The 13969-nt window shown below is 40.8% G+C and carries 9 protein-coding genes and 1 pseudogene; all 10 read right to left on the bottom strand.

From position 1 onward, the window contains the following. Nucleotides 1-129: 129 nt before the first annotated feature. Nucleotides 130-243, bottom strand: a pseudogene (locus AC3CAU_RS07260) (IS5/IS1182 family transposase); the annotation flags it as partial. A gap of 829 nt (nucleotides 244-1072) precedes the next feature. Beyond that, nucleotides 1073-1963 carry a succinate--CoA ligase subunit alpha gene (gene sucD / locus AC3CAU_RS07255; RefSeq protein ID WP_447054147.1) on the bottom strand — a complete coding sequence of 297 codons (891 nt, stop codon included), beginning with the start codon at nucleotides 1961-1963 and terminating at the stop codon, nucleotides 1073-1075. Nucleotides 1964-1976: 13 nt separating this feature from the next. After that, nucleotides 1977-3143: an ADP-forming succinate--CoA ligase subunit beta gene (sucC, locus tag AC3CAU_RS07250; protein ID WP_447054146.1), complete on the bottom strand. Its 1167-nt coding sequence runs from the start codon at nucleotides 3141-3143 to the stop codon at nucleotides 1977-1979. A 174-nt stretch (nucleotides 3144-3317) separates the two neighbouring features. Next, a complete protein-coding gene (gene lpdA / locus AC3CAU_RS07245) occupies nucleotides 3318-4751 on the bottom strand; it encodes a dihydrolipoyl dehydrogenase (RefSeq protein WP_447054145.1) in 1434 nt (477 codons plus the stop codon). A 60-nt stretch (nucleotides 4752-4811) separates the two neighbouring features. Next, entirely contained in the window at nucleotides 4812-6029 is a 1218-nt protein-coding gene (gene odhB / locus AC3CAU_RS07240) for a 2-oxoglutarate dehydrogenase complex dihydrolipoyllysine-residue succinyltransferase (protein ID WP_447054144.1), read from the bottom strand. Next, nucleotides 6029-8869 (bottom strand): 2-oxoglutarate dehydrogenase E1 component, encoded by a 2841-nt coding sequence (locus AC3CAU_RS07235; protein ID WP_447054143.1) that lies wholly within the window; start codon nucleotides 8867-8869, stop codon nucleotides 6029-6031. The genes odhB and AC3CAU_RS07235 overlap by 1 nt, the downstream gene beginning before the upstream one ends. 830 nt (nucleotides 8870-9699) lie before the next feature. Then, entirely contained in the window at nucleotides 9700-10410 is a 711-nt protein-coding gene (locus AC3CAU_RS07230) for a succinate dehydrogenase iron-sulfur subunit (protein WP_131213895.1), read from the bottom strand. Nucleotides 10411-10424: 14 nt separating this feature from the next. Continuing rightward, on the bottom strand, nucleotides 10425-12323 hold the full coding sequence (locus AC3CAU_RS07225) for an FAD-binding protein (protein ID WP_131213897.1): 1899 nt from the start codon (nucleotides 12321-12323) through the stop codon (nucleotides 10425-10427). Between the two features lie 12 nt (nucleotides 12324-12335). After that, nucleotides 12336-12701 (bottom strand): succinate dehydrogenase, hydrophobic membrane anchor protein, encoded by a 366-nt coding sequence (gene sdhD / locus AC3CAU_RS07220; protein ID WP_053579839.1) that lies wholly within the window; start codon nucleotides 12699-12701, stop codon nucleotides 12336-12338. After that, complete coding sequence (sdhC, locus tag AC3CAU_RS07215) at nucleotides 12701-13099, bottom strand: succinate dehydrogenase, cytochrome b556 subunit (RefSeq protein ID WP_131213899.1); 399 nt, start codon at nucleotides 13097-13099, stop codon at nucleotides 12701-12703. Before sdhC ends, sdhD begins: the two co-directional genes overlap by 1 nt. Nucleotides 13100-13969 lie beyond the last annotated feature (870 nt).

Raw genomic sequence — 13969 nt, 5'->3', positions numbered from 1 at the left:
TTTTTTTGTGTTTCATTTTGTGTTTTTATCTATTAATATGACACATATCACTTTATAATAATCGTGAAAAATAATCCTGTATATTTTTTATTAGGTTATTTCTTTATATTAATTTTAATAAATAGACATTCATAAATTATTTTTGCTCAGTTCAATATTGTAAATTCCAGCCTTTAAATTGAATCTTAAATCGAGTCTTTTTCCTCTATTTCGATAACGTTCCGCAAGGATTTTATTATTCTTTTATCGATTTTTTGGTTATGACTTTTTAGTGCAGAATCCAGTTTACAACGTCTCTTAGCTTTGAACGACAACTAGCTATTTGAATAAAAATTATAATCCCTTGATCGCCTTTATCTGCAAGGATAACCCCCCCAAAAGAAATCTACTGTAAATTGCATTTGAATACCTCAACATCATCCCCCGCACCGCGACAGGTACATAAACTCATTATTTACTGAGTTGTATACTGAATAATGGTCTGCACTTTAAAGGTATATGTTTTTTTCTCGCCGCTATAGCTATTTTTAGGCTTTTGGATTGAAATTTCTGTAGCCTGTATAATCAAAAAATTCCCATCAATGCATTAGCATTATCTTTCTAATTGAAAACGTACAACAGGCAAATTCTTCGGTAAATTAAAACAGACTCGACTGAATCAAATCATCTTCTACATACCATAAAACTCTTGAGGATGTTGGATCTGGAACCCCATGACTCGTAGCCTCATGAAAAAGTTCTTTATTTGCGCTACTAGCTCAGACAAAACAGAACTTGACCTTCTGGGCTTGACTTGGGCGGTCCGCATTTAGTAAAACATGCATTTTAGTTGCTTAACCTTTAAATAGAAGTTAACCAAGCGATGTCTGTGTATTACTTGCACTGTGTTTCAGAAAGCTTTTTAAACTGATGTATTTCATTCGCAAATTATGCAGGATAGCGCTGAAATGTAGCATATAAATATCAAACCAAAAGATGCTTATTTTTGATTTATGAAAAAAATCCATTAATTTTAATGAATATACCCCAATAAAAAAGCTCTCAAATGAGAGCTTTTTTATTTTTCAAAAAATTAAGTCAAGCTTTTGTCTTTTAATACTTGAAGCATCGTCGAACCCAATTCTGCTGGACTACGAGTATAGGCTATACCAGCACGTTCAAAGGCAGCAAACTTTTCTTCCGCAGTCCCCTTACCACCTGAAATAATTGCGCCTGCGTGGCCCATACGTTTGCCTTTAGGTGCAGTTACACCAGCAATATACCCTACTACAGGTTTGGTCACATGTGACTGAATATATTCAGCGGCTTCTTCTTCCGCAGTACCGCCAATTTCACCAATCATAATGATGGCTTCAGTTTGCGGGTCTTCTTGGAACAGTTTCAAGCAGTCAATTTGGTTCATGCCCGGAATTGGGTCTCCCCCAATTCCGATACAAGTCGACTGACCTAAACCCAGCTTCGTGGTTTGCGCCACAGCTTCATACGTCAAGGTTCCTGAACGCGAAATGATTCCAACTTTACCCGGTTGATGAATATGTCCCGGCATAATGCCAATTTTACATTCACCTGGAGTAATAATACCCGGACAGTTTGGCCCAATTAGACGTGCGTTATTACCATAGGTTTCAAGATAACGTTTGGCTTTTAACATATCTAATGTGGGTACGCCTTCTGTGATCACCACAATTAAACCAATACCTGCATCTACAGCTTCTATAATAGAATCTAAAACAAAAGGTGCGGGTACATAAATCACAGAAGCATCAGCATTGGTTTCTTTTACTGCTTCATTCATGGTGTTAAATACAGGAAGACTTAAATGCGATTGTCCGCCTTTACCAGGAGTTACTCCGCCCACCACTTTAGTACCATAAGCAATGGCTTGTTCTGAGTGAAATGTACCATTTTTACCGGTGAAGCCTTGTACCAATACTTTGGTGTCTTTATTAACTAATACGCTCATGATTGATACTCCCTTACGCTTTCACTGCAGCAACAATTTTTTCTGCGGCATCCGCCAGACCATTCGCAGAAATTAATTTCAAATCTGATTCATCAAGTAATTTTGCCCCTAACTCTGAATTGTTGCCTTCCAAGCGCACAACTACAGGTACGGTGACATGTACTTCCTGAACTGCTGCAATAATTGCTTCTGCAATCATGTCACAACGCACAATACCCCCGAAGATATTGATCAACACACCTTGCACAGATGAATCTGAAAGGATAATTTTAAATGCTTCAATCACACGGTCTTTGGTTGCACCACCACCAACATCAAGGAAGTTTGCAGGTTGACCACCGTACAGTTTGATGATATCCATGGTAGCCATAGCAAGGCCTGCGCCATTGACCATGCAACCAATATTACCTTCAAGTGCCACATAGTTCAGATCAAATTCGGAAGCTTTCAGTTCACGCTCATTTTCCTGAGACTTATCGCGCATTGCTGTAATTTCAGGTAAACGATACAGTGCATTTGAATCGATCCCCACTTTGGCATCGACACACAGGATATCGCCATTTTCTCGAACTGAAAGTGGATTAATTTCAAATAATGCAAAATCATTTTCAATAAAGGCTTGATAAGCCGCCGTCATAATCTTGACAAATTGGTTGATTTGTCCATCTTTTAAATTAAGGGCGAATGCAACTTCACGGGCTTGAAAAGGTAAAAGCCCGACCAGAGGATCGACTTCAACTTTAATAATTTTTTTTGGGGTTTCTTCTGCAACTTTTTCAATTTCTACCCCTCCTTCTGTAGATGCCATAAAGGTGACACGACGGCTAGAACGATCGACCACTGCACCAAGATATAATTCACGCTCAACCGGATAAACATCCTCACAGACCAGAACACTATTTACCGGCTGACCATTGGCATCAGTTTGATAGGTTACAAGTCGTGTGCCAATAATGCCATTTGCATATTCAGCAGCTTCCTCACTGGATTTTACGACTTTAACACCACCTGCTTTACCACGTCCTCCAGCATGAACTTGAGCTTTCATCACGGCAAACTTGCCACCGAGTTGCTCAAATGCTGCGACAGCTTCTGCTGCATTGGTTGCCAGTACACCCTCTTGAATAGGCATACCATATTTTTTTAATAACGCTTTTGCTTGATACTCATGTAAATTCATCGAATAACCTTTTATTACTTCTTCGCTTTGTTATGACCCACCAATACCCAGACATCCATCAAAGCAGTATTGGCATTTTTTAAAATCTTTCTTATCTTTATTTTTAGATGATTGTTCCAACAAAAACAACCATCAAATGTAAAAAGAGCGACCTAAGTCGCTCTTTTACTCATCTTATTTACGCTTACGCTGAATCGCGTGAATCGCTCGTCCATCCACTGCCAGTGCAGCTTCATGAACCACTTCAGAGAATGTTGGGTGACCAAAAGTCATCAATTGTAGATCTTCAACTGAAGATACAAACTCAAGTGCGATCATACCTTGGTGAACGATGTCAGACGCAGCAGGTCCAATCACGTGCATACCGAGTAGACGATCTGTTTTTGCATCAGCAACAAACTTAACGAAACCGGCACCTTCACCAGCAGCGAGTGCTCGACCATTCACAGCAAAACCGAATTGACCAGTTTTAACTTCGTGACCTTTTTCAGTCGCTTGCTGTTCTGTTAAACCTACCCACGCCGCTTCTGGATGTGTGTAAATGACAGAAATAATCGTGTCATAGTTCACTTGAGCAGCATGACCGTGAATACGTTCAACTGCCATTACGCCTTCTTCCATTGCTTTATGTGCAAGCATTGGACCACGTACCAAGTCACCAATTGCGTATACGCCTTCAACAGAAGTTGCACACCAATCGTTTACTTCAACCAAACCACGTTCAGTCAATTTAATGCCTGAATCATCAGCCAATAAACCTTCAGCATAGGCACGGCGACCTACACAAACGATCAATTTATCGAAAGTTTCAGTTTTCTCTTCGCCAGCTTGGTTATATTTAACCGTTACTTCACGACCGTTGATTTCAGTACCTGCAACTTTCGCACCGATACGGATATCCATACCTTGCTTAGTCAACAGTTTTTGGAAGTCTTTTGCCAAAGCTTTATCAGCCATTGGCAAGAATGCATCCATTGCTTCAAATACAACAACTTCCGCACCCAAACGACGCCAGACTGAACCCAGCTCAAGGCCGATAACACCAGCACCAATCACACCTAAACGCTTAGGTACTTCTGGGAATTCAAGCGCGCCAGTAGAATCAACGATTAAGTCTTGATCTACAGGAGCTGAAGGAATGTTAATTGGTACAGAACCTGTCGCAAGAATCACGTATTTAGGCTCTAAAACTTGAGTTTCACCTTCGTGAGAAACAAATTCTACTTTTTTACCTGCAAGCAGTTTACCGGTACCCTTTAACCACTCGATACCATTACCTTTAAGTAATTGATCGATACCACCAGTCAACTGATCTACAACTTTGTCTTTACGAGCCAGCATTTTAGCAAGATCAAATTTAACTTCACCGGTCGTAATACCATGGTCATCTAAATGCTGAACGGTATCTTCATAGCGATGTGAAGAATCAAGTAAAGCTTTAGACGGGATACAACCCACGTTTAAGCATGTACCACCCAAAGATGGTTTACCTTTATGAATACGTTTTTCGATACAAGCAACTTTGAAACCAAGTTGAGCCGCACGAATTGCTGCTTCATAACCACCTGGTCCACCGCCAATTACTACTAAGTCAAACTGTTGAGACATTTTTATCTCCAAAAATGGGCTTAGAGGATCACCCTAAGCCCATGGATTTATTCTTTAGAATTAAAGATCAAGGATAAGACGAGCTGGCTCTTCTAACAATTCTTTAATTGCCACAAGGAAACCTACAGCTTCTTTACCATCGATTAAACGGTGGTCATAAGAAAGCGCCAAGTACATCATTGGTAAAATTTCTACTTGACCATTTACAGCCATTGGACGTTCCTGGATTTTATGCATACCCAAGATTGCAGTTTGTGGCGTGTTCAAGATAGGAGTCGATAACAATGAACCGAAAGTACCACCATTAGTAATAGTGAACGTACCACCAGTCATGTCTTCAATGCCCAATTTACCGTCACGTGCTTTACCAGCAAACGCACGGATGCCATTTTCAACTTCAGCATAGTTCATGCGATCTGTATCACGAAGTACAGGAACCACTAAACCACGCTCAGAAGATACAGCAACACCGATGTCATAGTAACCGTGATACACGATATCGTCGCCATCAATTGAAGCATTTACCGCTGGGTAGCGTTTAAGTGCTTCAGTTGCAGCTTTAACAAAGAATGACATGAAGCCAAGACGTGCACCATGACGTTTCTCGAATGCATCTTTATATTGAGCACGCATTTCCATGATTGGTTTCATGTTCACTTCGTTAAATGTCGTCAACATTGCAGTGCTTTGTGTTGCAGCAAGAAGACGTTCAGCAACACGTTTACGTAAACGAGTCATTGGAACACGTTTTTCGATGCGCTCACCAATAGCAACACTTAATGGTGCAGCAGCAGGAGCCGCTGGTTTAGCTTGATGACTTGCAACATCTTCTTTAGTGATACGGCCACCGCGACCAGTACCGGTAACATCACCAGCAGCAATACCCGTTTCAGTTAATGCTTTACGTACCGCAGGCGCTTGGTCAGCAACCGGTTGAGCACGCTCGACAACAGGTGCAGCACCCGCTTCTGTTTTAGATGCAGCTTGTTCAACTTGTCCTTCAGACTGAACTGCTTGAGTTTGAGAAGCACCAGACACAGCACCTTCTTCAAACTGTGCAATCACTTCGTTAGAAAGAACAGTTTCGCCTTCACCTTTAATGATGGTAGCGATTGTACCGTCAGCAGGAGCAACAACTTCTAAAACAACTTTATCGGTTTCAATATCGCAGATCACTTCATCACGTGATACAGCTTCACCTGGTTGTTTGTGCCAAGTTGCAATCGTACCGTCTGCAACTGACTCTGGAAATACCGGTGCTTTAATTTCGGTTGCCATTATTTAGAATCTCCTGATTGTTCAGCTACGATCGCCAATGCGTCATTTACTAGCTGAGCTTGTTGTTTTGCATGCAAATATGGTGAACCACAAGCTGGCGCAGCAGAAGCTGGACGGCCTGCGTAACTGATACGGACTTGTTTAGCAGATTTCATCACATCGTCATATAGACGCGGCGCGATGAATAACCAAGCACCTTGGTTTTTCGGCTCTTCTTGAGTCCAGACCACTTCTTTTAGGTTTGGATAAGAAGCAAGTACTTCAGCAATACGTTGTTCTGGGTATGGATACAATTGTTCAATACGAACGATTGCAGTGTTATCTAGATTTTCTGCACGGCGTTTTTCAAGTAAATCGTAATAAACCTTACCGCCACACAGGACTAAACGAGTCACGTCAGCGTGATTGATTTGATCTACTTCATCAATTACCGTCTGGAATGTACCAGTTGCAAGCTCTTCCAACGTAGACGTTGCAAGTTTGTGACGAAGCAATGACTTCGGTGAAGTCACGATCAATGGCTTACGGATTGGACGAATCGCTTGACGACGTAAAGCATGGAAAATCTGTGCAGGTGTCGTTGGTGTAATCACTTGCATGTTGTCTTCAGCACATAACTGTAAGAAACGCTCTAAACGTGCAGATGAATGCTCTGGACCCTGACCTTCATAACCGTGTGGAAGCAACATGGTTAAACCACATACGCGTTCCCATTTGGTTTCGCCTGAAGCAATAAATTGGTCAATTACTACTTGCGCACAGTTCGCGAAGTCACCAAATTGTGCTTCCCAAATAATTAAACCGTGTGGAATTGTAGTTGCATAGCCATATTCAAATGCAAGTACGGCCATCTCAGACAAGAGTGAGTCATAAATTGCAGTGCGCGGCTGGTTCTCTTTGATATGACAAAGCGGAATATAAGTTGAACCATCCACCTGGTTATGCAGTTTCGCATGACGATGTGAGAAGGTACCACGACCAACGTCTTCTCCAGTAATACGAACCATGTAGGTTTCATCAAGCAAGGTTGCATAGGCTAAAGTTTCAGCCGCCCCCCAGTTTAATGGCATTTCACCGGTCTGCATTTTTAAGCGTTCATCAATCACTTTCGCGACTTGACGTTGCATCACGAAGCCTTCAGGAAGCTCGCGCATTTTAGTGCCAAGTTCTTTTAAGCGTTCGATTGGGAAAGTTGTATCCCAAACATCTGTGTATTCGTGACCTAAATAAGGGGCCCAATCCACAAACATTTTCGTATTTGGTTCAAGTACCAAAGCATTAGCAACGTGCTTACCGGCTTCAAGATCTGAACGGTAGTTTTCAACCATTTGATCAGCAGCGGCACGATCAAGTACACCTTCTTTAACCAGTTGATCGGCATAAAGTGCACGGGTAGTCACTTTCTTGTTGATCACTTGATACATCATTGGCTGTGTTGCTGCTGGCTCATCTGCTTCGTTATGGCCGCGACGACGATAGCAGAACAGGTCAATCACAACGTCTTTACGGAACGTATGACGGAAGTCATGCGCCAATTGAGTCACGAAAATCACAGCTTCAGGATCATCGCCATTCACGTGGAATACCGGTGCCTGAATCATTTTTGCGATATCGGTACAGTATTCTGTAGAACGTGCATCACGTGGATCAGAGGTTGTGAAGCCCACTTGGTTATTCACCACAATATGAACTGTACCACCCACGGTATAACCACGAGTTTGTGACATCTGGAAGGTTTCTTGGTTTACACCTTGACCTGCAAATGCTGCATCACCATGTACAATAATTGGCAATACATCATCACCACCGATATCGCGACGGCGTACTTGACGAGCACGTACCGAACCTTCAACTACAGGTCCCACGATTTCCAAATGTGAAGGGTTAAACGCCAATGCCAAGTGAACTTCACCACCCGCTGTCATCACGTTAGAGGAGAAACCCTGGTGATATTTAACGTCACCCGAACCTTTTTTATGAATTGATTTACCTTCAAATTCACCAAAAAGATCTGCCGGGTTTTTACCCATGATGTTGACTAAAAGGTTGAGACGACCACGGTGTGGCATACCAATCACAACTTCTTTACAACCCACAGAGCCGGCACGCTGAATAATTTCGTTGACCATCGGGATGAATGATTCACCGCCTTCAACACCGAAACGTTTAGCACCCACGTATTTATTACCTAGGAATTTTTCTAGGCCCTCGGCTGCAGTTAAACGCTCAAGGAAATGTTTTTTCTGTTCTGCAGTAAAATTAAATTGACCTTTCGCACCTTCAAGACGTTGTTGAATCCAACGTTTCTCTTTAGTGTCAACAATATGCATGTATTCAGTACCAACAGAACCGCAATAAACGGCTTCCATTGCTTCAACCATTTCACCAAGCGTAGCTTCTGTTTTACCCAGTGCAAGGTTGCCTGTATTAAATACTGTATCGAGATCAGATTTAGTCAAACCGTGCGTAGCAAGATCAAGATCAGGCACATCTTCACGTTTTGCCAAACCTAATGGATCCAATTTTGCTTTTTGATGACCACGATTACGATAGGCAGCAATCAGCTGTAAAACGCCAATTTGACGACGTTCATGCTCAGAACTTACAGAACTTTGAACAACAGGCTGTACGCGGCTTGAATTGCGACCTAATAAAAGGAATTGCTCACGTACATTGCTATGTGGTTGATCACCTTTAGGGAATTTATCGAAATATTCGCGCCAGTCAGCTCCAACTGAGTCTGGTGACGTCAAATAATGTTCATAAAGTTCTTCAATATACGCTGCACTGTCAGCGCTTAGTTCAGTGTCAAGACGCAGTGCGTCAGCAACTTCTTGCATTTGTGGACCCATTTCCTATTGCAAAAACATTTTCAGGATGCTTTTTAAGCGAACCCATGATTAATAATGTCAAATTGGTAACATGACATTAGTCCCCATCAGGCATAAGCCATGAGGCGTTATCACTACATCAGGAATAACCTAATGTGAATAATGAATCATAACGCCCTCATTGGCATCATCACTCATTTAAATACTCGACCGAAACCGAGCAATTTTTTGCAAATCGACTTAGAAAAAATAACTACGCGACCTATTTTTTCTAAAACGATTAATCTTTATTTATACCCCTTATATACACTCTAAAATGTTGAAAAAATGTACATAAACAAGGCGCTTTTTTTAAATATAACGATGTATCAAATCGTAACATGATATCTAGTTACAATTGATTTTTTTGACACATACCTCTCATAAATTAGCGAAATACATCCTTCCCATTTTCCTTTAACATATGGTGCTTTATTTAATAATTGGTTTCAATGTAGACCATAGTCCCAAGCCAACAATTTAAATACAACAAAAGAGAGCGCAATATTTAAACTGGCCCTCTTTATTTACGCCATATGGTAACATTTTAATCTCAACTTTGCAGATTGAAACTTAAGATTGGCGCTTTAATTGTCGATTCGAACAACTTAACTACAATTCAATGAAGCTTTAATGTCATTTACGGTTAATTTTAAACAATTCCAGTCGTTTGCTTCAGCGCCAACAAATAATCCTCTTCCCCCAATTACATAGATTTTTTGCATAAATCTATAAATGATTATGATATTCAAAACATAAAAAAGCACACCTTAAGGTGTGCTTTTTTGGACTGGTACAGATTAGCCAGCTTGATCTAACAACATGCTACGGATGTGACCGATCGCCTTAGTTGGATTCAAACCTTTAGGACAAACAGATACACAGTTCATAATACCCTTACAACGGAACAAGCTGAATGGATCATCTAGACGAGCCAAACGATCTTGTGTCGCTGTATCACGAGAATCAATAATGAAACGGTATGCATTCAACAATGCTGAAGGACCCAAGAATTTATCCGGGTTCCACCAGAATGATGGGCATGCAGTTGAACAGCATGCACAAAGAATACATTCATACAGACCGTTTAAATGCTCGCGTTCTTCAGGAGACTGTAAACGCTCCTTCGCTGGTGCAGGCTGATTATTGATCAAGAATGGATGAATTTTGTTGTACTGATCGTAGAACTGGTTCATATCAACAACCAAGTCTTTTACTACAGGTAAACCCGGTAAAGGACGAATGGTGATTTCGTTTGGTAAATCGTTCAGATTCCACAAACAAGCCAAACCGTTTTTACCGTTGATGTTTACGCCATCAGAACCACAAATACCTTCACGACATGAACGACGGAACGTTAAAGATTCGTCTTGTATTTTCAACGCAAGAAGAGCATCAAGCAACATACGGTGCTTGTCAGTCAACTCAAGTTTAAAAGTTTGCATGTACGGTGCTTTATCCTTGTCAGGATCATAGCGGTAGATATGGAATGTACGGATACCTCTACTCATCTTTATTCTCCCGATTAGAATGTACGTGGTGCTGGTGGAATCGCATCAACCGATACTGGTTTGTAACGGACTGGTTTGTACTCAAGACGATTGTCTGAAGAGAACCATAAAGTATGCTTCATCCATTCATCATCACGGCGACCGTAAGAATAAGTTGGGTGATCTGCTGGCAATTCATAATCAACAACAGTATGTGCACCACGACATTCTTTACGTGCAGCAGCCGAAATCAAGGTCGCTTTAGCAACTTCATACAAGTTTTCAACTTCTAGAGCTTCAACACGTGCAGTGTTAAATACTTTAGATTTGTCTTTTAAATGAATGTTGCGAACACGTGGTTCAATCGCAAGAATCTGTTTCACGCCTTCATCAAGTAATGCTTGAGTACGGAATACACCGGCATGATCTTGAACGATATCACGAATTGCATCAGCAACTTCTTGAGCATTTTCACCCGAAGTTGACTCATCCAAATGACGAATACGTTTTCTTGTATTTTCAAACACAGTAGTCGGAAGCGGTTGATACTCATCACCATGATGTTTAGTCACGTAATCGATGATGTGTTCGCCTGCAGCCTTACCAAATACAACCAAGTCAAGCAGTGAGTTCGTACCTAAACGGTTTGCACCATGTACAGACACGCAAGAACATTCACCAATTGCATAGAAGCCTTTAACAGGTTTTGTATAGTTACGCTCACCGCCATTGCTTGAGTAAACGTCACCACTTTTATCGTAACCTGCTTCAAAGTTAGTATCCGAAGCACCTTCAGGAACAACAACTTGCCCATGAATATTCGTTGGAATACCACCCATTTGATAATGGATTGTCGGCACAACAGGAATTGGTTCTTTAGTGATGTCTACGTTTGCAAACTTCTTACCAATCTCAAATACAGATGGAAGACGTTTCATAATGGTATCAGCACCCAGATGCGTCATATCAAGCAAGATATAATCACCTTTAGGACCACAACCACGACCTTCTTTGATTTCCTGATCCATAGAACGTGATACGAAGTCACGCGGTGCCAAGTCTTTCAAAGTCGGAGCATAACGTTCCATAAACGGTTCGCCGTCTTTGTTACGAAGGATTGCACCCTCACCACGACAGCCTTCAGTCAACAATACGCCTGCGCCCGCAACACCTGTTGGGTGGAACTGCCAGAATTCCATATCTTGTAATGGAATGCCAGAACGCGCTGCCATACCAAGACCGTCACCAGTGTTGATATACGCATTGGTAGATGCACGGTAAACACGACCCGCACCACCTGTTGCAAATAATGTCGCTTTTGCCTGGAATACCGCAATATTACCGGTTTCCTGGTCAATTGCAGTTACCCCGAGTACATCACCCGCTTCGTTACGAATCAGATCAAGTGCGATCCATTCTACGAAGAATTGCGTACCCATTTTCACGTTGCTTTGATAAAGCGTATGAAGAAGCGCATGACCTGTACGGTCAGCTGCCGCACATGCACGTGGAACCGGTTTTTCACCGTAGTTTGCAGAGTGACCGCCGAATGGACGCTGGTAAATCGTACCGTCTGCGTTACGGTCAAATGGCATACCCATGTGTTCAAGTTCGTAAACAACTTTAGGCGCTTCACGGCACATAAACTCGATTGCGTCTTGGTCACCTAACCAATCCGAACCTTTTACCGTGTCATAGAAGTGATAGTGCCAGTTATCTTCTTGCATATTACCAAGAGATGCACCAATACCACCCTGCGCTGCAACAGTGTGCGAACGTGTCGGGAATACTTTAGTCAGGACTGCAACATTCAAACCTGCTTGAGCAAGTTGATATGAAGCACGCATACCTGAACCACCACCACCAACGATAACTGCATCAAAAGTGAGGTGTTGAATGTTTGTATAATCTTCTTTAGGGGTTATTGCGCCCATGATATTTTCCTATCAATTCGCCCAAAAAATCTGGATAGCCCAGATTGCATATGCAAATACAGCAATAATGACTGCTGACGTCAACACTAGGCGTAAACCTGAAGCTGAAGGACCCATTTGACGAGTAGTCACATAATCCGTGAATACCTGCCACATGCCGATCCAAGCGTGTGCGACAAGAGATAAGACTGCCAACAAAGATAAAATCTTCATTGGTAATGTCATCATAAAGCCAAACCATTGTTCATAGTTAAATCCGCCATTGCAGAGAATCCAACCAAATACCACAACAGTATAAACAGCTAATACAACAGCACTAACACGCTGGATAAACCAATCGCGAGAACCTGAACCCGTAAAACCTGTAGCACTTTTCATTATAGAACAATCCATACAAATGCTGCGATGATACCAATCGCAGACAAGATCAATGAAATAGTAGCTGCTATACGACCACTTTGCAGTTCTTCGGCAATACCGTTATCTGCAAGTAAATGCTTAACACCCGCAATAAAGTGGAATATTAAACCGGCTACAAATACCCATACGATGAAGCGCACAATGAAGCTACCGAAGATTTCTTGAACTTGAGCAAAACCTTCAGCCGAAGACAATGATTTGTCTAAAAGCCACAAAAGTACCGGTACGAGTAAAAATACGATGACACCAGAAAGACGGTGTAGAATTGATGCAATAGCCACAGGGGATTTTAAGTTTACTTCTAAAACTTGACCCATGGACAAATTGACAGGTCTGTTGCTTTTCACAGCGGGCATCCTGTAAGTAAAAACTCCATCCGGAGTTTGTTGGAATTAATTCGAAGGAAAGCTAGCATTGTTAGGTATTTGCAGTATGCAGCAATACCTAAACTTAAAACGACAGGGAATTATAAAACGTGAACTATTAAAATACAAACAATCCCATTTACCTTTTCTTCAAAAAATCATTAAATAAGAATCATTAACATGAATTACCCCCTTAAAGTAGACAAAATAGATCTAACAAAACATAGCTATATGATTGGTTTTTATTAATTAAAATACCATTTGATTGATCGTTTTTTGTTTGGATAATTAAATAAATATATTTAGACTAAAGATGAACAAATCATCGCAAAGACTTATTATCTCCTTTGATAATGGCAAATATCACAATAGCACCACATATTCAGAAAATAAATATATGGTATTTATTTAAAAATAAATAATAGCAACATCATGAAAAGAAATAAGCACTTAATCTGTGCATAACTCCACATTCCATTCTTACTCTAGTTTAACCTTTAAACAAAAATATGACTTCCTTCCATACAATTGATGAATTAATAAGCACTTACTCATTCTTAAACAAGTTATTTTTTATACAAAAGAATGATTTTTTACATATGATTAATCGCTTTTTATTATGAATAAGAAAGCGATGCTTTTCTTCAGGCAACATAGGCAAGTCATGAGAATTAGAATAGTTTACCCATCTTACAATTCTTAAAAAACCAACATACCTAGAGTTTTTAACAATTAAAAATTGCTTATAATTCCCACAGCATGCATATTTTTTTCTGCAACTTATCTTTTTATGACTTATTATACGGCGTCGATACTGATATTTTCCTCATGACTACTGGATTATTTTTGACCAAATCCCAG

It is taken from the genome of Acinetobacter sp. GG23, assembly GCF_057766365.1.
The sequence above is the reverse complement of the archived record's forward strand: the minus strand, read 5'-3'. Positions and strand labels throughout refer to the sequence as shown.